The organism is Rhodosalinus sp. 5P4 (assembly GCF_041365695.1).
GTDB lineage: Bacteria > Pseudomonadota > Alphaproteobacteria > Rhodobacterales > Rhodobacteraceae > Rhodosalinus.
This window is the reverse complement of the sequence record NZ_JBGFSJ010000006.1, coordinates 187,695-208,435: the sequence shown is the minus strand read 5'-3', so window position 1 is coordinate 208,435 and position 20,741 is coordinate 187,695. Positions and strand designations below refer to the sequence as shown.

General features: G+C 68.5%; 21 protein-coding genes, 1 tRNA gene and 2 pseudogenes. 8 read left to right on the top strand and 16 right to left on the bottom strand.

Annotation, left to right across the window (positions count from 1 at the left end; translation table 11 throughout):
- Positions 1–146 precede the first annotated feature (146 nt).
- Positions 147–1,382: a hypothetical protein gene (locus AB6A69_RS13375; RefSeq protein ID WP_371061138.1), complete on the bottom strand. Its 1,236-nt coding sequence runs from the start codon at positions 1,380–1,382 to the stop codon at positions 147–149.
- Positions 1,383–1,933: 551 nt separating this feature from the next.
- Positions 1,934–2,254, bottom strand: a pseudogene (locus AB6A69_RS13370) (transposase); the annotation flags it as partial.
- A gap of 7 nt (positions 2,255–2,261) precedes the next feature.
- Between AB6A69_RS13370 and AB6A69_RS13365 the strand changes: the two are divergent.
- Positions 2,262–3,383, top strand: a pseudogene (locus tag AB6A69_RS13365) (IS630 family transposase).
- A 103-nt stretch (positions 3,384–3,486) separates the two neighbouring features.
- Here the strand turns inward: AB6A69_RS13365 and AB6A69_RS13360 are convergent.
- Entirely contained in the window at positions 3,487–4,176 is a 690-nt protein-coding gene (locus tag AB6A69_RS13360; protein ID WP_371061137.1) for a hypothetical protein, read from the bottom strand.
- A gap of 158 nt (positions 4,177–4,334) precedes the next feature.
- On the opposite strand from AB6A69_RS13360, the gene AB6A69_RS13355 reads away from it, so the two are divergent.
- On the top strand, positions 4,335–4,535 hold the full coding sequence (locus AB6A69_RS13355; RefSeq protein WP_371061136.1) for an SEL1-like repeat protein: 201 nt from the start codon (positions 4,335–4,337) through the stop codon (positions 4,533–4,535).
- Between the two features lie 316 nt (positions 4,536–4,851).
- Here AB6A69_RS13355 and AB6A69_RS13350 read toward each other — a convergent pair.
- Positions 4,852–4,928 (bottom strand) — tRNA-Arg (locus tag AB6A69_RS13350).
- A 121-nt stretch (positions 4,929–5,049) separates the two neighbouring features.
- On the opposite strand from AB6A69_RS13350, the gene AB6A69_RS13345 reads away from it, so the two are divergent.
- Both AB6A69_RS13345 and AB6A69_RS13340 read left to right on the top strand, forming a co-directional pair.
- Complete coding sequence (locus AB6A69_RS13345) at positions 5,050–6,066, top strand: LacI family DNA-binding transcriptional regulator (protein ID WP_371061135.1); 1,017 nt, start codon at positions 5,050–5,052, stop codon at positions 6,064–6,066.
- Between the two features lie 91 nt (positions 6,067–6,157).
- Positions 6,158–7,381, top strand: coding sequence for a histidine kinase (locus AB6A69_RS13340; RefSeq protein WP_371061134.1), 1,224 nt, complete (start codon positions 6,158–6,160; stop codon positions 7,379–7,381).
- 9 nt (positions 7,382–7,390) lie between these two features.
- Here the strand turns inward: AB6A69_RS13340 and AB6A69_RS13335 are convergent, their stop codons facing one another.
- A complete protein-coding gene (locus AB6A69_RS13335; RefSeq protein WP_371061133.1) occupies positions 7,391–8,533 on the bottom strand; it encodes an alpha-D-ribose 1-methylphosphonate 5-triphosphate diphosphatase in 1,143 nt (380 codons plus the stop codon).
- A 35-nt stretch (positions 8,534–8,568) separates the two neighbouring features.
- On the opposite strand from AB6A69_RS13335, the gene AB6A69_RS13330 reads away from it, so the two are divergent.
- Positions 8,569–9,252 (top strand): DUF1045 domain-containing protein, encoded by a 684-nt coding sequence (locus AB6A69_RS13330; protein ID WP_371061132.1) that lies wholly within the window; start codon positions 8,569–8,571, stop codon positions 9,250–9,252.
- Here the strand turns inward: AB6A69_RS13330 and phnN are convergent.
- From phnN to AB6A69_RS13310, 4 genes are read right to left on the bottom strand one after another with little or no spacing between them, the layout of a single operon-like run.
- A complete protein-coding gene (gene phnN / locus AB6A69_RS13325; protein WP_371061131.1) occupies positions 9,234–9,776 on the bottom strand; it encodes a phosphonate metabolism protein/1,5-bisphosphokinase (PRPP-forming) PhnN in 543 nt (180 codons plus the stop codon). The two genes, AB6A69_RS13330 and phnN, sit on opposite strands and share 19 nt — an antisense overlap.
- Positions 9,773–10,462 carry a phosphonate C-P lyase system protein PhnL gene (gene phnL / locus AB6A69_RS13320; protein ID WP_371061130.1) on the bottom strand — a complete coding sequence of 230 codons (690 nt, stop codon included), beginning with the start codon at positions 10,460–10,462 and terminating at the stop codon, positions 9,773–9,775. The genes phnN and phnL overlap by 4 nt, the downstream gene beginning before the upstream one ends.
- 25 nt (positions 10,463–10,487) lie before the next feature.
- Positions 10,488–11,321 carry a phosphonate C-P lyase system protein PhnK gene (gene phnK, locus AB6A69_RS13315; RefSeq protein WP_371061129.1) on the bottom strand — a complete coding sequence of 278 codons (834 nt, stop codon included), beginning with the start codon at positions 11,319–11,321 and terminating at the stop codon, positions 10,488–10,490.
- Positions 11,318–12,166 carry an alpha-D-ribose 1-methylphosphonate 5-phosphate C-P-lyase PhnJ gene (locus tag AB6A69_RS13310; RefSeq protein WP_371061128.1) on the bottom strand — a complete coding sequence of 283 codons (849 nt, stop codon included), beginning with the start codon at positions 12,164–12,166 and terminating at the stop codon, positions 11,318–11,320. Before AB6A69_RS13310 ends, phnK begins: the two co-directional genes overlap by 4 nt.
- A gap of 101 nt (positions 12,167–12,267) precedes the next feature.
- Between AB6A69_RS13310 and AB6A69_RS13305 the strand changes: the two genes are divergently transcribed.
- Positions 12,268–12,411, top strand: coding sequence for a hypothetical protein (locus tag AB6A69_RS13305; RefSeq protein WP_371061127.1), 144 nt, complete (start codon positions 12,268–12,270; stop codon positions 12,409–12,411).
- Between the two features lie 2 nt (positions 12,412–12,413).
- Here AB6A69_RS13305 and AB6A69_RS13300 read toward each other — a convergent pair whose 3' ends face one another.
- The 3 genes from AB6A69_RS13300 to phnG are packed head-to-tail and all read right to left on the bottom strand — an operon-like array spanning position 12,414 to position 14,571.
- A complete protein-coding gene (locus AB6A69_RS13300) occupies positions 12,414–13,523 on the bottom strand; it encodes a carbon-phosphorus lyase complex subunit PhnI (protein WP_371061126.1) in 1,110 nt (369 codons plus the stop codon).
- Complete coding sequence (gene phnH / locus AB6A69_RS13295; protein ID WP_371061125.1) at positions 13,523–14,098, bottom strand: phosphonate C-P lyase system protein PhnH; 576 nt, start codon at positions 14,096–14,098, stop codon at positions 13,523–13,525. The genes AB6A69_RS13300 and phnH overlap by 1 nt, the downstream gene beginning before the upstream one ends.
- Complete coding sequence (phnG, locus tag AB6A69_RS13290; protein WP_371061124.1) at positions 14,098–14,571, bottom strand: phosphonate C-P lyase system protein PhnG; 474 nt, start codon at positions 14,569–14,571, stop codon at positions 14,098–14,100. Before phnG ends, phnH begins: the two co-directional genes overlap by 1 nt.
- A gap of 107 nt (positions 14,572–14,678) precedes the next feature.
- Here phnG and phnF point away from each other — a divergent pair, with 107 nt between their 5' ends.
- Together phnF and AB6A69_RS13280 are read left to right on the top strand one after the other, a co-directional pair.
- Positions 14,679–15,389 (top strand): phosphonate metabolism transcriptional regulator PhnF, encoded by a 711-nt coding sequence (gene phnF / locus AB6A69_RS13285; RefSeq protein ID WP_371055277.1) that lies wholly within the window; start codon positions 14,679–14,681, stop codon positions 15,387–15,389.
- 113 nt (positions 15,390–15,502) lie between these two features.
- Positions 15,503–16,684, top strand: coding sequence for an alpha-D-ribose 1-methylphosphonate 5-triphosphate diphosphatase (locus AB6A69_RS13280; RefSeq protein ID WP_371061123.1), 1,182 nt, complete (start codon positions 15,503–15,505; stop codon positions 16,682–16,684).
- Between the two features lie 184 nt (positions 16,685–16,868).
- Here AB6A69_RS13280 and AB6A69_RS13275 read toward each other — a convergent pair whose 3' ends face one another.
- The 4 genes from AB6A69_RS13275 to phnD form a co-directional block, all read right to left on the bottom strand.
- Positions 16,869–17,483, bottom strand: coding sequence for a chloramphenicol acetyltransferase (locus tag AB6A69_RS13275; RefSeq protein WP_371061122.1), 615 nt, complete (start codon positions 17,481–17,483; stop codon positions 16,869–16,871).
- Between the two features lie 19 nt (positions 17,484–17,502).
- Complete coding sequence (gene phnE, locus AB6A69_RS13270) at positions 17,503–18,852, bottom strand: phosphonate ABC transporter, permease protein PhnE (protein ID WP_371061121.1); 1,350 nt, start codon at positions 18,850–18,852, stop codon at positions 17,503–17,505.
- Between the two features lie 2 nt (positions 18,853–18,854).
- On the bottom strand, positions 18,855–19,718 hold the full coding sequence (phnE, locus tag AB6A69_RS13265; protein WP_371038121.1) for a phosphonate ABC transporter, permease protein PhnE: 864 nt from the start codon (positions 19,716–19,718) through the stop codon (positions 18,855–18,857).
- A 64-nt stretch (positions 19,719–19,782) separates the two neighbouring features.
- On the bottom strand, positions 19,783–20,682 hold the full coding sequence (gene phnD, locus AB6A69_RS13260; protein ID WP_371038122.1) for a phosphonate ABC transporter substrate-binding protein: 900 nt from the start codon (positions 20,680–20,682) through the stop codon (positions 19,783–19,785).
- Positions 20,683–20,741: the final 59 nt, after the last annotated feature.

Genomic DNA, 20,741 nt, shown 5'->3' with positions numbered 1-20,741 from the left:
GCCGGCCACCCCAACCGTAGCTACCAGACCCGTTATGCACTAAGACTGAAACCGGACCACTTCATTGGGGCAGGTCACGAAGTCGATCGGGCAAAGCAGGTCATCCAGGTGCATGCAGCCGCAGGCTTTGCCGGTGGCACGGGGCACTACCGCAAGATGGCATGCATCCGCGGATCTTCCGGGTCCCAGGGGATCGGCTCCCGGTCCAGGGCATAGGCGATGAGATTGTGCTCGAGCACCTGTCGCACGGGACTTCGGCAGGTGGCGAGGCGGCGGACGTCCCGACGCAGAAGATCGTCTCCCGCCTCGAAGGGCGAGGCTTCCACGAAACGCGCGAAGGGCGCGGGAACGGACACGTAGACCTCGGCCGGCGCGTATCTCTGGACCACGGCGCCGCCGATCGTGAACTCGCTTCCAGGAACGGTCCTACGATAGACATCGACCGAAGGGTCCCCGCAGAACCCCAGCTCCTCCTTCCGTGTCAGCGCATAAGCGGCCACTATCAGGTTCCGCCGGTTCTCGATGGCCCCGCTTTCAAGCCCCATCCCAAGGCCTTCCATCCCGTAGAAGGCGGCCGAGTCCCGCGCGCTTGCGCCGAGGGCCTCCGCGAAGGGCCGCGCGGTGCGGCGATCGAAGATCGTGAAGCGGCCGAAAAGGATCGGGCGAAGATGGCTGCCCTCGGGGAGAAGGCCATCGACATTGTAGCTCGACAATCGCTCGACAAGCGCCATGCGCTGCTCCTCGCGTCGGCGGGCTTCCTCGGCCTGGCGCTCGGCGGCGGCGCGTTCTTCCTGCGCGCGACGTTCTTCCTCCGCGAACGCTTCCATCCGCTCCGCCTCGACGCGCCGCTGCACCTCGAGAAGGCGCTCGAGGTCCGTGCGATCGGCGAGGCATTCGAGATCCTTCCCGCATCGCCGTTCCCGCTCGGCCATCCAGGCCTCAGGTTCGGGATTGCGCCACAAAAAGAGCGGCTGAACGGCATCCGGATCCTCAGGCGGCGCAAGCATGGACCGCGCCCGCTCCCATTCGACCGGGTAGGCGGCCGCGATCTCCTCGGCTTCCTGCCTCAGCCGTTCCAACCCGGCCTGCTGCTCCGCCTCAAGGGCGGCAGCTTCTTCGGCGGAGATGAGGCGCTCACTCTCTGGTCGCCCCGCTGCGACCCGCAAGAGGCGCGTGCCCTCCTGCATGGTCGTCAGCAGGCAGTCCTCGTCTCCGCGACACCGGCGCATCTCGAGAGCTAGGTTCGACTCCAGGTTGCGCGCCATCATGTAACCCGGCATCGCGCCGGTCATGGACAGCTGCATCTCCGGTGTGATCGCGATCTCCGAAAGCCCGGATATTTCCTCCCTCAGGAGGTGCTGCTCCTGGAGAAGCAGGCGCATCTCGGGCGACGTGCAATACGGGCTTGCCTCGGGGCTCTCGTCGCATCCGAGCATATCTCCGATGCGATCCGGGATCTCCTGTGAGATACCTGCATTGGGCGAAACGAAAGACGAGACGATCAACGCCATCCCGGCGTTTCGGAAACTCGAATACGTGATCCTGAGGGCGGTCATACGGAAACTCCGGATGTCGGGAAACGAGACGGCTCTTCCTGACCGCTTGCATGCGGAAATGTGCGTGCCGTCGGTTTTCCGGCAAGGCTGCATGAGATCCGTTCCGGACGTCTTCACGAAGTTCTATTGCCGACATTCCCCGACGGGCCAACCGTTTGGGTTCAAAATCGCCTGACGATGCCGTTAGGGCAAGCATTTTTCGCTCCGGATGGCCCTTGGCCTCGCGCAAGCGCGCTATTTCGGGCGCCGGAGGTCAGACGGCGGGGTCATCCTTGGCCCATGGAGGCGTTCTTCATCCCACCGGGCGGACCTGTCGAGCCGGTTTCGTGGCGTTTGGGGCGGGGTCGCGCTCACGTACATGACGGTGACGCTTAAAGTCAGTGAATGACAGCGAGGATGTCGCGCACCATGGGACCGAACGCCGCGACCTCAGCCAGTTGGAAGGCGATTGCACGGGCGTGACGCACCATGCGCGCCCCTATCTTGATCAGTTTGACTTGCAGGCTGGTCAGCGACCAGTCGGCCATTTCCTCGGGCAGATCGATGCAGCGCAGGAAGGTGGCCAGATTGTAGGCCAGCGCGTCCAATTGCAGCCGGACTTCGTTGTCGCGGAACCACCTGCACGACAGCCGCGTCCAGTGGAAGGCGTGCTTGCCTCCCTTGATATGCTGCTCGGCGGTGCCGCGCTGGTTATGGAAGGATCGTCTGAACTACCGCTTCGGCTTCGCTGATTGCGGGTCTCAGGTCAACATCTGCCTGTACCTGAGCGCTGACGACCGAGCTGAACTCCAATCCTTGCTCGCCGACCGGAACACCCCGCGCAAGCTCGTCTGGCGAGCGGAGATCGTGCTGGCAACGGCGGATGGTCACGGCACGGGCGAGATCATGCGGCGCGCGGACACGTCGAAGCCCACCGTCTGGCGCTGGCAGGAGCGGTACTTCGACGAATGCGTGGACGGCCTGAAGCGCGACAAGACCCGGCCGTCGCGGGTACCGCCGCTGCCGCGGGAGACGCGCATGAAGGTGATCGCCAAGACGGTGCAGGAGAGCCCGGCCAATTCCACGCACTGGAGCCGCAGCCTGATGGCTGCGGCGGTCGGCATCTCGCCGTCGAGCGTGGGGAGGATCTGGTCGGAGGCCGGGCTCAAGCCCCATCAGACGCGGAGTTTCAAAGTCTCGAACGACCCGCTGTTCGAGGAGAAGGCCACCGGCTTCGTGGGCCTCTACCTCGACCCCCCGGAACGGGCGGTGGTGCTCTGCGTCGACGAGAAGTCGCAGATCCAGGCGCTGAACCGGACCCAACCGGGGCTGCCGCTCAAGAAGGGTCGCGCGGCCACGATGACCCACGATTACAAGCGCCACGGCACGACCACGCTGTGCGCGGCGCTCGACGTGAAGTCGGGCCAGGTGATCGGCGAATGCCTGCCCCGCCACCGGGCGAAGGAATTCCTGCGGTTTCTGCGCTGCATCGACCGTTCTGTGCCCAAGTCGCGCGCGGTGCACCTCGTGCTCGACAACTACGCGACCCACAAGACCCCGGAGGTGATGGCCTGACTTTCGAGGCACCCGCGCTTCCACATGCATTTCACGCCGACCAGCGCGTCGTGGCTCAACCTCGTGGAGCGGTTCTTCGCCAAGATCACATCGAGGCGCATCAGGCACGGCAGCTATTCCAGCGTCGGCGACCTCGATGCCGCCATCTACTACTACCTCCTCAAGCACAACGCCAGCCCGAAGCCCTTCACCTGGACCAAATCGGCCGACGACATCCTCGCCCGAGAGAGCCGCGCGCTGAACGCACTCGATGAAATTCGGGGGAACCGGTAGCAAGTGTCAGACTCGGAACACTAGGATTCAGACCTCAGGGAAAAGCCCCGGCATCCAGCGCTCCGCGTACTCTGCCGGAAAGGCAACCTCTTTCGACCAAAATCTAGGGACCAAAATCCTGCATAGCTTCATTAATTTCACCAAGACTCAAGCCATAGTTTCTCAAAAGCAGGTCGAGGGTGGCCCCAACGGCGATCCTTTCGCGCTCGTTAGCTGGGATCGACAGTCCAGAAATTGCAGGGAGCCTCGCATCATCAAAGAAATCCAAATAGGAAAAAATTTCTGATGTCGAAAATGCGTGTTCTTCATCCGCGAACAGAAGCGAAGAGAACTCCATAGAGCGAAGAATTTCATCGATTCGCCAATGGGGCAATTCCTCATTCAACAAGCCGCCGAGCTCGTCTGGAGCATCGACAGAACATAGCCGGCTTGAGGCTGTGTCGGCGGCAATCGCTAGATAATCCGTATTTTCATTAATGTATGCACCCCTCGCGCATCTGAGAGCACGTTCGCAGTGGTATCTTGCCGCTTCTTCACTGCCGGTCACGCGATTAGCAATGATTCCCTCTAATTGCTCATGTCGAGCAATATACGAGCAGTCGATCACGGTCTGCGCCGCAATTCCGGCCGCGTCCCTGGTCGTTTCGGACGCACCAGGCATGTGTTGAGATGGGGAATTTTCTACCAATGCTTTTCTTGATTGATCATACCAAGCTCGCAGATGTTCAATTCCATAAACATCCGGATTTTCTTCTGGTAGGCGAGAAAGCCAACTTGCGGCCTGAATGACCATGCCGTGGCGATTCTTTGTCTCGACATCGCTAGCCATTACTGGTCCAAGCCGTATATCACCATGCACATGCCGGCCACTACCACAAATTCGACCTGGACCACTTCATTGGGGCAGGTCAGGAGCAAGGTGGTGCCCCGGCGCAACACAACCTCGGCCTGATGTATGAGGCGGGCGACGGCGTTGTGCAGAACTTCATTACCGCGCACATGAGCTTCAACATTGCGGCAGCAAACGGCCACACCCGCTCCCGCGAACTGCGGGATTCCCTGGCTCAAAATATGACGCCCGCAGACGTGTCCGAGGCGCAGCGCCGCGCGCGCGTTTGTGTTGATTCCGGCTATCAGGACTGCGGCTGGTAAGCCTCGGTAGCGCAGACACACCCGCGGCCGAACAGAGACCGGTGCATCCTGACGCGCCTCTTGATGCAATCGCCTGCAATCTGCCCTCCGATGGCGCGGACTTGGCGCCATTGTAGCTGTCCCCCAGTTGTCCCACTTCACGACGCGCGCAGAGACGGCCGCGCTGGCGCTCGAGCAACGCTGCGACGGCTCGCCGCTGACCTGAGCTTCTGGCAAATTCCGGGGCAGTCGCCGTCACGGTGGGGGATTGGGTGGGGGATGAGTATCTAAGAAATATATATTTTATTATAAAAAACAAATTTTTATCAGAAATCCTTGGCGACCCCGGCAGGATTCGAACCTGCAACCTGCCCCTTAGGAGGGGGCTGCTCTATCCGGTTGAGCCACGGGGCCGTGGCGTCTGTTTAGCGCGCCCGTCGGGCTTTGTCACCGCCTCGCGCCACCCCTTCCAGCCCCCGGCGAATGGGGATACCCTGCGCTGGTTCCGAACCGCGACGCGAGGGCGCCGACCCGCATGACCGACCAGCCCCGACCGCTCACGCTGCGCGACGTGTCCGAGGCCGCGGGCGTGTCCGAAATGACGGTGAGCCGGGTCCTGCGCAACCGCGGCGACGTGTCCGAGGCCACGCGCGAGAAGGTGCTGCGCGCGGCGAAGCGGCTTGGCTACGTGCCCAACAAGATCGCCGGCGCACTGGCCAGCCAGCAGGTGAACCTCGTCGCCGTGATCATTCCGAGCCTCGGCAACATGGTCTTTCCCGAGGTGCTTTCGGGCATCTCTTCCGTGCTCGACGGGGCCGGGCTTCAGCCCGTGGTGGGCGTGACCGAGTATCTTCCCGAAAAGGAAGAGCGGGTGCTTTACGAGATGCTCTCGTGGCGGCCGTCCGGGGCGATCGTGGCGGGGCTCGAACACTCCGACGCGTCCCGCGCGATGCTGCGTGCCGCCGGCATCCCGGTGGTCGAGATCATGGATCTCGACGGTACGCCGGTGGATGCGATGGTGGGCATCTCGCATCGTCGCGCGGGCCGCGAGATGGGCCGCGCCATCCTGTCGGAGGGCTATCGGCGGATCGGCTTTCTCGGGACGAAGATGCCGCTCGACCACCGCGCGCGCAAACGCTTCGAGGGGTTCGTCGAGGCCCTGGCCAAGGGCGGCGTCGAACTGGCCGACCACGAGTTCTACTCGGGCGGCTCGGCGCTCGCCAAGGGGCAGGATATGACGCGGGCCATGCTCGCACGCACGCCGGACCTGGATTTCCTGTATTACTCGAATGACATGATCGCGGCGGGCGGGCTGCTCTGGCTGCTGGGCGAGGGCATCGACGTCCCCGGCCGCATCGGCCTTGCGGGGTTCAACCGCGTCGATCTTCTGGACGGGCTGCCACGGCGGATCGCGACGATGGATTCCTGCCGCCGCGAGATCGGCCGCCGCGCCGCCGAGATCGTGCTGGCGCGGATGGAGGGCCGCGCGATCGAGCGCATCGTCGCGCTGGAGCCCCGTATCGACCCGGGCGACACGCTCCGTCGCGGCTGAGCCGCGCGGGATCCGGAAAACCGCCGGGGCGACTTCCCCGGCGGCACGGGCGCGCTATCTCCTGACGCGGCGTCAATCCGGGGGCAGTCCGATGCTCGACCAGAACAGCGCGGCGATCGGCCGGTTCGACAAGTCCTTTCTCATCCACATGATCCGCGACTTCTTCGTGATCCTCCTGCTCGTCACGGTGATGGAGTTCGTGATCAAGGCGGGCCTCGTCTGGACGAACTACATGACGAACGGCGAGGACGAGGCGCGCGCCGTGGCCGACGATCTTGCCGAGAACGTGCGCGAGATCATGCGCAACGAAGGCGGGCCGGTCGCCGCCCGCACCGTCTATCCGATCCTCGAGCGCAACTGGGACGATCTGGGCTACCTCATCGCCATAGAGCCGTCGCCGGTCACCGTGCGCTCCATCGAGGCGGGCTTCGGCTTCACGCCGAAGGGCATACCGGCGGGCGACTGGCCCGAGGGCGCCGCCCGCTCCGTGAGCCTAGACATCGAGGCGGAAAGCTTCTGCCTCGCCTGCCACACGGAGGCACGGGTGGGCGAAGTGCTGGGAACGGTCACGGTACGCAACTACCTCGCCCGGGATTTCGCGCTCTGGTTCGAGGACGTGCAGCTGACGGCCGGCTTCGCGGTGGGCAAGATCGTTCTGCACTCGGTCCTTCTTTTCCTGATCCTGCGCGCGCGGCTCGAACCTCTCATGGGGCTGCGCTCGGTCGTGAGCAATCTCGCGCGCGCCTATGGCGGGCTCGACCACCGCGCCGAAATCCGCACGGCGGACGAGTTCGGCGCGCTGGCCCGCGACCTCAATCTCTTCCTCGACCGCGTGACCCGCCTCGTGGCCGAGCTCGATGCGGTGCTGCAGCGCGTCTCGGCAGTGAACGACGATATCCTTAAGGTCCAGGGCGATCTGCGCGACCGGATCGACGGGGTCGTGGGACGTGTCAGGCGGCTCGAGCGCGAGGCGATGCTCGCGGCCAAGCGCGAGCCGCGCCTCTCCAACGCCTGGTTCGACGCCATGCGCGGCACGGTGAGCGACCTCGAGGCCGCGCTTCAGGAGGCCGACGGGCGCCCCGGTGCCGGCGCACTGCTGGAGGATCTGCGGGCGGTCGTCGCCAACGCCGAGGCGCAGATCGCCACCAGCGAAAAGGTTTTCGAGGGTCTCGCCGAGCTTGGCGATGAAAGTGAGCGTCTGAAGGGCGCGATGGCGGAGATGACCCGGCTCGAGGAGCGCATGAAAAGCATCGTGGAGACCTGCGGCGGGCTCGTACGCCGCATCCGTCCGGGGACGGGCGCTGCTGCCGAGTGACCCGCGCGCTCAGGCCACGCGCACGCCCCTGCACCAGACCCCGCCGAGGCGCGGCGTGTCGCCGTCCAGCGCGAACCGGATCACGTCCGCCCGCTGCCCGGGTGCAAGGCGCCCCCGGTCCCCGAGGCCCACGGCCCGCGCCGGCGCCGCCGTCACCGTCGCTAGGCCGCGGGCCATGTCGCCCCAGAGCGCGCCGAGCCGGACCGCGGCGAGCAGAAGCGCCGCGGGCACGTAGTCCGAGGACAGGATATCGAGAAGCCCGGCCTCGGCCAGCGATGCCGCCGCGACGTTGCCGGAATGGGAGCCGCCGCGGATGAGGTTCGGCGCGCCCATCATCACCGCGATGTCGTGGCGTCGGCACGCCGCCGCGGCCTCTTCGGTCGTGGGGAACTCGGCGAGGCGCGCGCCGTGGCCGGCCGAGATCGCGACATGTGCCGTGGTCGTGTCGTCGTGGCTCGCCAGAACGGCGCCGTAGCGGCGCGCCTCGGCGACGGCCCGCGCCTCGTGCGCCGCCCCGTGGCGTGCCTGGAGCGCGGCCAGCCGGTCCACATGCTCTTCGAACTCGCGTTCGGAAAGACCCTGCTTGCCCATCACGTAGCCCTTCAGTTTCTCGAGGTCGCGGAACTGGCGCTGCCCCGGCGTGTGGTCCATCAGGCTCACGATCCCGACCCGGTCCTCGGGGCCGAAGGCCGCCATCTCCTCGGGCAGCGTTTCCGAGCAGACCTCGGCGCGAAGGTGCAGGAAGTGGCTGATGCGCAGCCCGCCCGTCTCGCGCAGCGCCCAGAGTTCCGAGGCGAGGCCCCGGGCATAGGCGTCGTAGCGCGCCTTGCCCCCGGGGATGGAGCCCACGCGCATGGCGTCGAAGACGGTGGTGATTCCGCATCCGGCGAGTTCGGCGTCGTGGGCGAGGATCGCCGCGGCGTGGGGCCAGTCCACGCCCGGGCGCGGCTGGATGTGGCGCTCCAGGTTGTCGGTGTGAAGCTCGACGAGCCCCGGCGCGACGAAATCGCCCTCGCAGTCCACCGCGCCGGGCGGCACGGTGGCCCCGCTGTCGATCGCGGCGATCTCGCCGCCCGAGAGGCGCAGGCTTCCGCGCACCGTCTCGTCCGTCAGCACGAGCGTGGCGTTGGCGAGCACGGTATCCTGTGTCATGACGCGCCTCGCGGTCTCGGGGGAAAGGGGTGGTGATGGGCTGGCGACGCTACGCGATCTACTTCACGCCGGAAGGCGCGCTCGCCGAACGGGGCGCCGCGTGGCTCGGCTGGGACGCCGCGGCGGGCGCGGCGCGGGCGCATCCGGGCCTCTCCGGCCTGCCGCGGCCGGTGGACGAGATCACCGCGCGGCCGCGCGCATACGGCTTCCACGCCACGCTGAAGCCGCCCTTCCGGCTGGCCGCGGGGCGCAGCGAGGCCGATCTCGGCGCCGCGCTCGAAGCCTTCGCCGCGGGCCGTCCGGCCGTCGTCCTCGACGGGCTCGAGGTCGCGCGGCTGGGGCGCTTCCTGGCGCTTCGGCCTGCCGGGGACGCGGCCGCGCTGAGCGCGCTCGCCGCCGCCGTGGTGGAAGGTCTCGATCCCTTCCGCGCGCCCCCCGCCGACGAGGAGATCGCGCGCCGCCGCGCCGCGCGCCTCACGCCGCGGCAGGAGGCGCTGCTGGCGCGCTGGGGGTATCCTTACGTGATGGAGGAGTTCCGCTTTCACATGACCCTCACCGGTTCGCTCGGGCCGGACGAGCTTGCGCAAACCGAGACGGTCCTCGCTCGGCATTTCGCGCCGGTGCTGCCGGCGCCCTTCGTCGCGGACGCGGTGACGCTTCTGGCCGAGGACGACGCCGGCCGCTTCCATCACCTCCATCGCTACGCCCTCACTGGGTAGAGCCGCGCGAGGGCGGCGTCGGCCGCCTGCCCGACGGGCCCGGAATTGTCGATTTCGACGGCCTCGATCCCGTCGGGCAAGGTCCGGTCGGCCCGCGCGAGCCGCGCGGCGATCTCGGTTTCCGACTCGCGCCCGCGACCGGCAAGGCGCGCGGCCAGAACCTCGGGCGGCGCGGTCAGGTGCAGCACGACGAACCCGGGAAACCGCGCCCGCGCGGCGGGCAGCGCCCCGCGCGAAAGGTTGGCAAGCGCGTCGCGGCCATCGGCGAGACAGGCGATCTCGGCCGTGGGGATGGCGTAGGCGAGCCCGTGGGCGCGCCAGGCGAGGGCGAAATCGCCGGCCGCCTCGCGGCGGTCGAACTCGGCCTCGCTCACCGGTTCGTGGCGCTCCGCGCCGGGAAGCGCGGGCCGCGTGATCACCCGCCGCACGGCATGAAGCCCCGCGCGCCGCGCCGCGAGCGCCGCGATCACCGTGTCCTTGCCCACGCCCGAGGGGCCGACCACCGCGACGAGCCGCCCGCTCATGCGGCCTCCGGCGTGAAGGCCGAAACGTCCACCTCCCGGTCGGCCACCTGCGCGCGGGCCTCGGCGTCGTGGAAGATTCCGAGGATCGCCGCGCCCCGCGCCTTCGCCTCGTCGATCATGGCCAGCACCACCGCGCGGTTCCTTGCGTCGAGGCTCGCCGTGGGCTCGTCGAGCAGAAGCGCGGGGTAGGGGTGGGCGAAGCCGCGGGCGATGTTCACGCGCTGCTGCTCGCCCCCCGAGAAGGTGGTGGGCGAGAGGCCCCAGAGCCGCTGGGGCAGGTTGAGCCGCGCGAGAAGCGCCGCGGCCCGGTCGCGCGCGGCCTCCCGCCGCAGTCCCGTGGCAAGCAGCGGCTCGGCCACCACGTCCAGGGTGGGCACCCGCGGCACGACGCGGAGGAACTGGCTGACATAGCCGAGACGGTCGTGGCGGAGCGCGAGGATCTCGCGCGGCGCGGCGCGCGCCACATCCACCCCGCAGACCGAAATCCGGCCGGACCCGGCGAGGTAGTTGCCGTGGATCATCCGCATCAGCGTCGACTTGCCCGCCCCCGAGGCGCCGGTGAGCGCCACGCATTCGCCCGCCGCGACCGAAAGCCGTGCGCCGGCCATCACCGGGATCACCGCGCCGCCCTGGTTGTGAAGCGTGAACGCCTTGTGGACGTCCTCGATCTCGATAATCGCCGTCATCCCGCGCCGTCCCTGCCCCCGTCCGTCATGCCTGCAGCACCGAGCTGACCAGAAGCTGCGTGTAGCCGTGCTGCGGGTCGTCGAGTACCTGGTCTGTGAGCCCCTGCTCCACCACGCGCCCGTCCTTCATCACCATGAGCCGGTCCGCGAGCAGCCGCACCACGGCGAGGTCGTGGGTCACGATCACCGCCGAGAGACCCATTTCGCGCACGAGGCCGCGGAGAAGGTCGAGAAGCCGCGCCTGCACGCTCACGTCGAGCCCGCCGGTGGGTTCGTCCATGAAGACAAGGCGCGGGCCGGTCACGAGGTTCCGCGCGATCTGGAGCCGCTGCTGCATGCCGCCGGAGAACTGCGCCGGCCGGTCGTCAATCCGGTCGGCGCCGATTTCGACGCGACCCAGCCAGTCGAGCGCGGCGTCACGGATGCGCCCGTAATGCCGCGCGCCCACGCCCATCAGCCGCTCGCCCACATTGCCGCCCGCGCTCACGTTCATGCGCAGCCCGTCGCGCGCGTGCTGGTGCACGAACGCCCAGTCGGTCCGGGCGAGGCGGCGGCGCGCGGGCTCGGGCAGGGCGAGCGTGTCGGCAAGCCGTCCCTCCATCTCGAAGAGCACGCGCCCCGCGTCGGGCGCGAGATGACCCGCGAGGCAGCCGAGCAGCGTGGACTTGCCCGACCCGCTCTCGCCGACGACGCCCATGACCTCGCCCGGCCAGAGCTCGAAGGACACCTCGGCGCAGCCGATCCGCGCGCCGTAGCGCTTCGTGAGCCTGTCGACCCGCAGAAGCGGCGTGTCCGGGGCGGGGCCAAGGGTCTTGGAAGACCCTTGGCAAGCGTCTTGCAAGACGCTTGCGCCGCTCATGCCGCGGCCTCCCCGCGATGACCCGACGCGCGGCGCGCGCGGCAGTAGTCCGTGTCCGAACAGACGAACATCCGTCCCCCCGTATCGTCGGTGATGACCTCGTCGAGGTAGCTGTCGGCCGCCCCGCAAAGCGCGCAGGGGTGATCCGCCTTCGAGGGATCGAAGGGGTGGTCTTCGAAGTCGAGGCTTTCGACCCGCGTCCAGGGGGGCAGCGCGTAGATCCGCTGCTCGCGCCCGGCGCCGAAAAGCTGGATCGCCGCGCTTTCGAGCTTCGGGTTGTCGAATTTCGGGATCGGCGAGGGATCCATCACGTAGCGCCCCTCCACCTTCACCGGATAGGCGTAGGAGGTGGCGATCGCACCGTGGCGGGCGATGTCCTCGTAAAGTTTCACGTGCATGAGCCCGTATTCCTCCAGCGCGTGCATCTTCCGCGTCTCCGCCTCGGATGGTTCCAGGAAGCGCAAAGGCTCTGGAATCGGCACCTGGTAGACGAGGATCTGGTCCTCGCCGAGCGGCGTTTCGGGCACGCGGTGGCGGGTCTGGATCACCGTGGCGCGCGCCGTCTCCTCGGTCGTCTCGACGCCGGCGACGCGCTGGAAGAAGCGCCGGATCGAGACCGCGTTCGTGGTGTCGTCGGCGCCCTGGTCGATCACCTTGAGCCGGTCCTCAGGCGTGAGCGTCGCCGCCGTGACCTGCACGCCGCCGGTGCCCCAGCCGTAGGGCATCGGCATTTCCCGGCTGGCGAAGGGCACCTGGTAGCCCGGCACCGCGAGCGCCTTGAGGAGCGCGCGGCGGATCATGCGCTTCGTCTGCTCGTCGAGATAGGCGAAATTGTAGTCCTTCATGGCGCAGCTTCCCCGGAATCGGCCGAGCAGGGCCCTCTCACGGTCAAGGATTCGCCCCGCCCGGCGGCGAGGATCGGGACGACGCCACCAGGGAGCCCGTCATGGATCTCTTCGCCTTTCTGCTCGGCACGCCCGCGGGAACGGTCCTGATGCTCGTGGGTGTCGCGCTGGTGGCCCGCGCCATTCTCTTCGGCGGCCCGGCGGACACCGGCGGCGGCGACGGCGATTGCGACGGCGGCGATTGAGGTCATTCCGCGGCCTCCCCGTCGCGGGCCGCGCTCTGCGCCTCTGCCCGCAGCCGCCGCACGAGTTCCAGTTCGGACTGGAAATCCACGTAGTGCGGCAGCTTGATGTGCTCTAGGAAGCCCGTCGCCTGGATGTTGTCGGCGTGGTAGAGGACGAACTCCGCGTCCTGCGCCGGCGCGCCGCTGTTCTCCTCGTCCAGCTCCTCCCAGCGCAGGCTCCGGTCCACGAGCGCCATGGAGATCGCCTTGCGTTCGGCATGACCGAAGGCCAGGCCGTAGCCGCGGGTGAACTGGGCGGGCTCGGTCCGGGAGCCGGTGAACTGGTTCACGGTTTCGCACTCGGTCAGCTCCACCTCGCCGATCTCGATGGCGAAGCCCAGTTCGGGAATGTCGAGGCTGACCGGGACCGTGCCGACGCGCAGCTCGCCGACGAAGGGGTGCGTGCGCCCGTAGCCGCGCTGGCTGGAATAGGCCAGCCCGAGCAGGAAACCTTCGTCGCCGCGCGCGAGGGCCTGCAGCCGAAGCGCGCGCCCGGCGGGCAGTTCGAGCGGCTCGCGGGTCAGGTCCGGCGGGTCGTCCGGGCCCGGGTGTTCCTTCTGCAAGAGCCCTTCGCGCCCGAGAAAGCCCGAGACGTGGGGAAGCTCCGCCGGCGCCGCGTCGGCGGCCGCGCCGCCGTCCTCGGATCGGGCCGGCGGTGCCGTGCCTTCGGCGGCGAGCGTGAAATCCAGCAGGCGATGCGTGTAGTCGAAGGTGGGGCCGAGGATCTGCCCCCCGGGCAGGTCCTTGAAGGTGGCCGAGATCCGGCGCGCGATCCGCATCGCCGCCGTCTCCACGGGTCGGCTCGCCCCGAAGCGGGGCAGGGTGGTGCGGTAGGCGCGAATGAGGAAGATCGCCTCGATCAGGTCGCCGCGCGCCTGCTTGATCGCGAGAGCGGCGAGGTCGGGATCGTAAAGCGACCCTTCCGCCATCACCCGGTTGACCGAAAGCGCGAGCTGCTCGCGGATTTGCGCGAGCGACAGTTCCGGCACCGCCGGATCCCCGCGGCGCGCCGCGCCGAGCCAGTCATGAGCCGCGTCGATCGCGCGCTCGCCGCCCTTCACCGCGACGTACATCAGCCCTCCTCCCCGTGGATGCGGGTGGAGCGTGGCACCGCCGCGAGGTGGTGATCCGCCGTCAGGAAGACGTCCCGGCCCAGCGGGTAGAGCGCGGCGTTGGCGCGGAACGCCGCCGGATCGGGCAGCGGCAGGGCCGCGCGCTCGCGGATGCCCGGCCCGGTGAGGGGCGTGCCGCGGGGCTCGAGCCCGTCCAGCTCCACGATCAGGGTCGCCGAGCGATCGGGATATTCCGGCGTTCCGACCGCGAAACGCTCCACCGGGACGAGCGCGTCCCAGGATCCCAGCGCGAAGACTGCCGCCTCCGCGGGGACCAGCGGCGCGCCGGTGTGAAAGCGGATCCAGTCGCGCGTCTCGGCGGTGTCGTGGCGACCGGCAAGGTGCAGCGGCGTCTCGCCGTCGCAAAGCGTCAGGACGAGTGCCGCCGCCGCCGGGGAAAGCGGGCCGGGCGGCGTGGGCCCGGCCACGCGCTCGATCCGGCCCGGTCGCGCCATGGCGTTGAGCGCAGCGCGAAACGCGCGCGCGGCGTCCACCGCCGGGTCGGCGAAGCCGCTGGACAAGGCCGCGGCGCCCATCAGTCCTCTCCCCGCGCCACGGTGAAGAACTCCACCTTCGTGGCGGCGGCCCGCGCGGCGGTGTCCCGGCGGCGGCGGGCTTCCGCCTCGGCGAGCGGGTCCAGCAGTTGCGCGCGGATCGTCGGGGCCGCGGCGGTCTGCATCAGCGCATCGACGAGCGCGGCGATCCGCGCCTTCTCGCGGTCGCGGCCCTGCACGTAGGCGTGGCCCGTCTCGCCGCTGTCCAGCTGCAGGGCGCAGCGCGTCACCGTCATCTCGCCGAGGTTGAACGGCGCCCCGGTGCCGCCCGCGCGGCCGCGCACCATGACCGATCCGGTTTCCGGCGCGCGGAGCCAGGCGTGCCCGGGCTCTTGCCCCGTCGCCGCCCAAAGCTCTGCGAGCGCCTGCTCCGGGGCGCGCGCCAGAAGCCCCATCCAGCCTTGCCGGTCCGTCGGCGGCGCCGGGGTTGCGGTGTCGTGCGGCATTGCTGACATCTTGCGGGTTTGTCCAAGTTCCTATACAACTATACAAATCAATACATCGCGGCCGGCGCGAACGCAACCGCTCTCGGCCCGCGCGACTGTGAAGGTTTCTTGACGCCATGCCCCGCACCGCCATCTGGACCTCGATCGCGGAGGCGCTGACCGCGGACATCGGCGCGGGGCGCTACGGTCCCGGTGACAAGCTTCCGACGGAGGCCGAACTCTCGGTGCGCTTCGGGGTGAACCGGCACACCGTCCGACGCGCGCTCGCCGCGCTGGCCGATGACGGGCTCGTGCATTCGCGCCGCGGCTCGGGCGTGTTCGTCACCCATTCCCCCACCGACTATCCCATCGGGCAGCGGGTCAGGTTCCACCGCTCCCTGCAGGCCGCGGGCAGGATCCCGGGCCGGGACATCCAGCTTCTGGAAACGCGCATGGCGGACGCGCGCGAGGCCCGCGCGCTCGACCTGTCCGAGGGCGCGCCGGTGCATGTCTGCGAGGGGATCTCGCTGGCCGACGATCATCCGATCGCGCTCTTCCGCAGCGTCTTTCCGGCCGAATGGCTGCCCGCCCTGCCCGGGGCCTTGCGGCGGACGGGATCGGTGACGCAGGCGCTCGCGGCGTGCGGTTTGCCCGATTACGTCCGCGTCTCGACCCGGATTTCGGCGCGCCCGGCGACGGCCGCGCAGGCACACAAGCTGCGGATGCCTGAGGGCGCGCCGATCCTGCGCACCGTCGGTCTGAACGCCTGTCCCGAGGGCCGGCCGGTGGAGTTCGGCACCGCCTGGTTCGCGGCCGACAGGGTCACGCTCACCGTGGCGGGGCCTTGACCCCGTGCCGGCCTGCCGGCGCGGCGGGATTTGTCACGGGTGCGACACAAACCCCTGATATCAATTCGGGAACTATCCACAGGCCAAGCATTGACCCCGCGGGACACCGTGCCATGAGCGCATCGCTTCCTTCCTTCCGCCTCACCGGCGCCACCGTCCTGCGGGACGGCGCGTTGCAGCGCCGCTCCGTGGCCGTGGCCGAGGGACGGATCACCAAGGGACCGCTGCCCGCCGTGGACCTGACGGGCTACCTGATCCTGCCGGGCATCGTCGATCTGCACGGGGACGCGTTCGAACGGCATCTCGCGCCGCGGCCCTCGGCCCCGTTCCGGCTCGACATCGCCCTGCGCGCCACCGACCGCGACGCCGCCGCGAACGGCGTGACGACCGCCTGGCTGGCGCATGGCTGGTCCTGGGAAGGCGGGCGGCGCGGCCCGGACCATGCCGAGGTCTTCCTCGCCGCGCTCGACGCCTACCGGCCGCAGGCGCTGGTGGACCTGCGGGTGCAGCTGCGTTGCGAGACGCATACCGTCGAGACCGCGGACCGCCTGCTCGCCGCGGTGCGCCGGCACGGTGTCGATTACGTCGTGTTCAACAACCACCTCGACGAGGCGCTGATCGAGGCCGAGCGGTCCGGCCCGGACTTCGCCCTCTGGGCGCGGCAGGCCGGGCGCAGCCTCGAGGATCATCTCGAGGCGCTGAAGGCGGCGCGGGCGCAGGCGAGGACCGTGCCGCGCTACCTGTGCCGACTGGCGGAAGCGTTCGACACGCTGGGCGTGAGTTACGGCAGCCACGACGACGCCGACGGAGAGACCCGCGAGATGTTCTCGATGATCGGGGCGAAGATCTGCGAGTTTCCCACCCGCCGATCGGCCGCGGCGCTTGCCCGCGCGGTGGGCGACCCCGTCGTCATGGGCGCGCCCAACGTGATGCGCGGCGGCTCTCAGGCGGGCAACGTCTCGGCCGCGGACCTGCTGCGCAAGGGGCAGTGCGACGCGCTGGTGTCGGATTACTATTACCCCGCCCTCGCGGCGGCGGCCTTCCGGCTGGTCGACGACGGGACGATGAGCCTGCCGCAGGCCTGGTCGCTCATCTCGGCACGGCCGGCGGAGATCCTGCGGCTCGCCGACCGCGGGGTGATCGACTACGGCAAGCGCGCCGATCTTGCCGTCGTCAACGAAAGAACCCGCGTGGTGGAAGCCACCATCGCGGGCGGGCGCGTCGGCTATCTCGCGGGCGAGGCGGCGCATCGCTTCTTCGCGGCGGGGGCCCCGCTCGCACTCGCCGCGGAATAGACGCGCCGCCGTCATCCGCGCTTCACTGTCGTGTCACGGAGCGCGTGTATCGCCTGCCACTGGGCGGATCGCCCGAATGTGATGCCAGTCGATTTTCGGTTCCTGTGCTATCTTTTCCGGGTGCGATTGCGGGGCGGGCGGCTTGCGGGCCGCCCGTTTTCGCGTGTGCGGGGGCTGCACCGCATCAGCCCCCGTATCTTTCGAGAAACGCCTCGGCCGGGAGCGTGCGGAAATCCTCCAGCGCGGCGCGCAGCGCGTCATGGCTCCAGTCCCACCAGGCCAGAGCCATGAGGCGCTCGGCGATCTCCGGGGGCTGGCGCGGCCGGACCGGGCGCGCGGGCACCCCGGCGACGATGGTGTAGGGGTCCACGTCGCGCACGACGACGGCCCCCGCGGCCACGACCGCGCCATGGCCCACGCGCACATCGGGCTTCACCTGCGCGTTGTGTCCGAGCCAGGTGTCGTGCCCGATCCGGGTGCGCCGGGCGCGGCGGCGCGCGAACCACGCCGCGTCGTCCTCCGCGTCGTCCCAATAGCTCGCCGAGCGATAGAGGAAGTGATGCAGGCTGGCCTTGTCGAGCGGGTGATCCGTGGCGCCGATGCGCACCTGGCTCGCGATGTTGGAGAAGCGGCCGATCTCGGCATTGGCGATGTCGCAGCCGCGATCGCAGTAGGAGTAATCGCCGAAACCGACATGCGTCAGGCGGGTGCCGCGCCCGATCTCGGTGTAAGCGCCCAGCCTTGCGTCCGTCAGGTCGCAGTCGGGATGGACGACGGGCGTTTCGCTCAGGCGGGCCATGCGGTTCCGAAAGCCACCCTTACTGTCCGCCCTCGCCGCCCTTGATGAGGCGGCTGCGAAGAAGCCCCGACACCCAGTCCATGAAGATCACCATGAGCACGATCAGCACGATGTAGTAGCTGACCTCTTCCCAGTCCTTCTGGGTGATGATCGCCTGCGTCAGCAGCAGGCCGATCCCGCCGCCCGTGATGGCGCCGATCACGGTGGCGCTGCGCGTGTTGGATTCGAGGTAGTACAGGATCTGGCTCAGGAAGATCGGCGTCACCTGCGGGATCACGCCGAAGCGATAGCGCTGCAACGGCTTCGCGCCGGTGGAGGACACGCCCTCGATCTGCTTGTCGTCCACGTTCTCGAGCGCCTCCGAGAACATCTTGCCGAAGCTGCCGGTATCGGTGACCAGGATCGCGAGCGCGCCCGTGAGCGGGCCCGGTCCGAAGGCGCGCGCCAGGATGATCGTCCAGATCAGCGCGTCCACGCCGCGCACGAAGTCGAAGACGCGCCGCGCGGCAAAGCGCAGCGATTGCAGCGGGGTGAAGTTCTTCGCCGCGAGGAAGGCCAGCGGCAGCGCCACCAGCGCCGCGCCCATCGTGCCTAGGAACGCCATGAGGATCGTCTCGAAAATCGCCCACATGACGTCCTTGTGCCGCCACATGGCATTGTTCCAGAAATCCCCCGCCATCGCGGCCAGGTTGCTCTGCCCCTCGACGAGACGCTCGCCCGAGACGGCCAGCGCGGCAAGTTCGCCGAAGGACTTGCCGTGGAACGGGCTGTCCAGCGTGAACCAGAACAGCTCCCACCCGAAGGCGTAGCGATAGACCTCGGTCCTGGCCCGGGTGACGATGGCCCGCCCGCCATCGGTTCTGATATCCACGCGCGCGCCGCTTGCGCTGATCCAGTCCGGCATCTCGTCCGAGGGCAGGTCGAGCACGATGTCGCGCCCGTCCACCGTGACCGTCACGTCGCCGTATCCGGGGACCGAGAAGACCAGCGTGGACCCGTCGATCACCGCCGAATGATCGTGCGGCAGGGCGATCTCGGCCCGGTCCTCGCCGGTCAGCGTCACGAAATCTGGCACCATGCCGGGGGGATAGGTGCCCTTGTTCTCTCCTTCCACGGCGAAGCTCAGTCCGCCGTTCCGGTTGTCGTGGGTGACGTGGGTCTTGTAGCTGTAGCTGTCGGCGATCAGCACGCGGGCGTTGTCCATCCGCGCGCGTTCCGCGAGGCCGGGAAGGTCGAAGGCGAAGAAGATGTAGACGAAGTAGATCAGGATCGCGGCGGGCAGGCCGAAGGCGATCCGCCGCTTGCGCGCGAAGAGCCGCGCAACCTCGCCGCGCATGCGGTCGGCCTGGGGGATATCGGTCACGGACATGCTCAGTGCCCCCTGGTCAGCTTGTTGCGGTAATGGCTCGACACCTGGTCGAAGGTCACGATCGTCAGGAACAGCAGGATGAAGATCGCGGCCACCTCGTCGTAACGGCCCTGCCCCCAGCTGAAGGCGTTCTTCAGGTCGTAGCCGATGCCGCCCGAGCCCACGAAGCCCAGGATCGCCGAGGCGCGGATGTTGATCTCGAAGCGCAGGAGCCCGTAGCTGAGGTAGTTCGGCGCCACCTGCGGCAGCACGCCCAGCCACATGCGCTGCCCCCAGCTCGCGCCCACGGAGTGCAACCCCTCGACCGGCTTGAGCGAGGCGTTCTCGTTCACCTCGGAGAAAAGCTTGCCCAGCGCGCCGGAGGTGTGGATCGCGATGGCGATCATGGCGGGCACCGGTCCGCCGCCGAGGATGAAGATCAGCACGAGCGCGATGACGATTTCCGGGATCGCGCGCGCGATGTCCATGATCCGGCGGAAGACGCCGATCAGCCGCGGCCAGCGCGCCAGGCCCCGGGTCGAGAGCAGCGACAGCACAATCCCGGCGAATGCGCCCAGAAGCGTCGCCGCGGCGGCGATGTTCACGGTCTCGATCAGCGAGGGCAGGAATTTCCACATCAGCCCGGGCAGGTTGGCCGCTTTCTCGGCGGCCTCGGACAGCACCTCGCCCGGGAAGTCGAAGATGCTGGTGATGCCGCGCCAGAACCCGCCCGCGTTGCGGTCGTTCGCCAGCATGAAGCCCGAGGCCATCAGCGCCACGAAGATCGCCATCAGGATGCCGCCATACATCCGCTTGCGGCGCGTCATCTCCATGTAGGCGGTGCGGACATCCGCCGTGCCGCCCGCGCCGAACGCTACCTCTGCCATGCCATGTCCCCGGTAATGAAACGGCCGGGCCCGCAAGGGACCCGGCCGGAGAGCGCGGTTGCGCTTACATCTTCGACTTGCGCGCCTCGATGATCGAGATGTAGGCGTCGTGGTTGATGGGCTGCATGCCCAGAGCCTCGCCGGCCATGAAGTTGTAGGCGCAGTCCGGGTCCATGTAGGGCAGCGACGCCATCAGCGCGATCATGTCGAGCTTCACGCGCTCGGGCAGGTCGGTGCGCAGCACGATCGGACCTTCCGGGATCGGCTTCGACTTCCAGATCTCGACGAGCTCGTTCATGTCGACCAGACCCGCGTCCGACGCCTTGCGCAGCGCGCCGGAATTGTAGCCGTCTTCCCACTCTCCCAGGCCGTCGGCCCAGGTCACGCCGGCATCGATGTCGCCGTTGAAGACCGCGACGATGGTCTGCTCGTGTCCGCCGGTGAACTTGACCTCGCCGAAGTAGTCGCCCGACTCCATCGATGCGCCGGTCATCTCGGGGATCTCGATCGAGGGAATGAGGTAGCCCGAGGTCGAGTTCGGGTCGCCGAAGCCGAAGACCTTGCCCTGCATGTCCTCGAGCGAGGCGATGCCGCTGTCCTTGCGGGCGAAGCCGACCGAATGGTAGCCGTAGGAGCCGTCCACGTTGACCTTGACCAGAACGGGCTCGACCGCGTCGGGGTCGGTCAGATGGGTCTTGGCGTAGGCCGAGGCGCCAAGCCACGCCATGTCGATGGTGCCGCCCAGAAGGCCCTGGATCACGCCGTCGTAGTCGGCGGGCGTGAAGAGCTTCGTCTCGACGCCCAAGAGCTCCTCGGTCTTGGCGCGGAAGCACTCGTTGGAGGTCATGCGGTCCTGGGCGTTCTCGCCGCCAAGGATGCCGATGCGGAATTCCGTGATCTCCTGCGCGGCCAGCGGGCCCGCGAGCATGGTGGTCGCCAGTGCGGCGGCAACGAAGTGTTTCATGGTCTTGCACTCTCCTGTGGATGGGCCCCGGCTGTGCGGGGCCGGGGTTGAAACGGGGT

What these genes read in the sequence shown, in the direction of transcription:
- phnF (WP_371055277.1), top strand. Translation starts at nt 14,679, where the DNA reads ATGCCCCGCACCGCCATCTGGACCTCGATCGCGGAGGCGCTGACCGCG.
- phnK (WP_371061129.1), bottom strand. Translation starts at nt 11,321, where the DNA reads ATGAGCGGCGCAAGCGTCTTGCAAGACGCTTGCCAAGGGTCTTCCAAG.
- AB6A69_RS13335 (WP_371061133.1), bottom strand. Translation starts at nt 8,533, where the DNA reads ATGACACAGGATACCGTGCTCGCCAACGCCACGCTCGTGCTGACGGAC.
- AB6A69_RS13345 (WP_371061135.1), top strand. Translation starts at nt 5,050, where the DNA reads ATGACCGACCAGCCCCGACCGCTCACGCTGCGCGACGTGTCCGAGGCC.
- AB6A69_RS13375 (WP_371061138.1), bottom strand. Translation starts at nt 1,382, where the DNA reads ATGCGCCTGCTTCTCCAGGAGCAGCACCTCCTGAGGGAGGAAATATCC.
- phnH (WP_371061125.1), bottom strand. Translation starts at nt 14,098, where the DNA reads ATGGGCGCCGCGGCCTTGTCCAGCGGCTTCGCCGACCCGGCGGTGGAC.
- AB6A69_RS13300 (WP_371061126.1), bottom strand. Translation starts at nt 13,523, where the DNA reads ATGTACGTCGCGGTGAAGGGCGGCGAGCGCGCGATCGACGCGGCTCAT.
- AB6A69_RS13305 (WP_371061127.1), top strand. Translation starts at nt 12,268, where the DNA reads ATGGATCTCTTCGCCTTTCTGCTCGGCACGCCCGCGGGAACGGTCCTG.
- AB6A69_RS13355 (WP_371061136.1), top strand. Translation starts at nt 4,335, where the DNA reads ATGTATGAGGCGGGCGACGGCGTTGTGCAGAACTTCATTACCGCGCAC.
- phnL (WP_371061130.1), bottom strand. Translation starts at nt 10,462, where the DNA reads ATGACGGCGATTATCGAGATCGAGGACGTCCACAAGGCGTTCACGCTT.
- AB6A69_RS13275 (WP_371061122.1), bottom strand. Translation starts at nt 17,483, where the DNA reads ATGGCCCGCCTGAGCGAAACGCCCGTCGTCCATCCCGACTGCGACCTG.
- phnE (WP_371061121.1), bottom strand. Translation starts at nt 18,852, where the DNA reads ATGTCCGTGACCGATATCCCCCAGGCCGACCGCATGCGCGGCGAGGTT.
- AB6A69_RS13340 (WP_371061134.1), top strand. Translation starts at nt 6,158, where the DNA reads ATGCTCGACCAGAACAGCGCGGCGATCGGCCGGTTCGACAAGTCCTTT.
- phnN (WP_371061131.1), bottom strand. Translation starts at nt 9,776, where the DNA reads ATGAGCGGGCGGCTCGTCGCGGTGGTCGGCCCCTCGGGCGTGGGCAAG.
- phnE (WP_371038121.1), bottom strand. Translation starts at nt 19,718, where the DNA reads ATGGCAGAGGTAGCGTTCGGCGCGGGCGGCACGGCGGATGTCCGCACC.
- AB6A69_RS13330 (WP_371061132.1), top strand. Translation starts at nt 8,569, where the DNA reads ATGGGCTGGCGACGCTACGCGATCTACTTCACGCCGGAAGGCGCGCTC.
- phnD (WP_371038122.1), bottom strand. Translation starts at nt 20,682, where the DNA reads ATGAAACACTTCGTTGCCGCCGCACTGGCGACCACCATGCTCGCGGGC.
- AB6A69_RS13280 (WP_371061123.1), top strand. Translation starts at nt 15,503, where the DNA reads ATGAGCGCATCGCTTCCTTCCTTCCGCCTCACCGGCGCCACCGTCCTG.
- phnG (WP_371061124.1), bottom strand. Translation starts at nt 14,571, where the DNA reads ATGTCAGCAATGCCGCACGACACCGCAACCCCGGCGCCGCCGACGGAC.
- AB6A69_RS13360 (WP_371061137.1), bottom strand. Translation starts at nt 4,176, where the DNA reads ATGGTCATTCAGGCCGCAAGTTGGCTTTCTCGCCTACCAGAAGAAAAT.
- AB6A69_RS13310 (WP_371061128.1), bottom strand. Translation starts at nt 12,166, where the DNA reads ATGAAGGACTACAATTTCGCCTATCTCGACGAGCAGACGAAGCGCATG.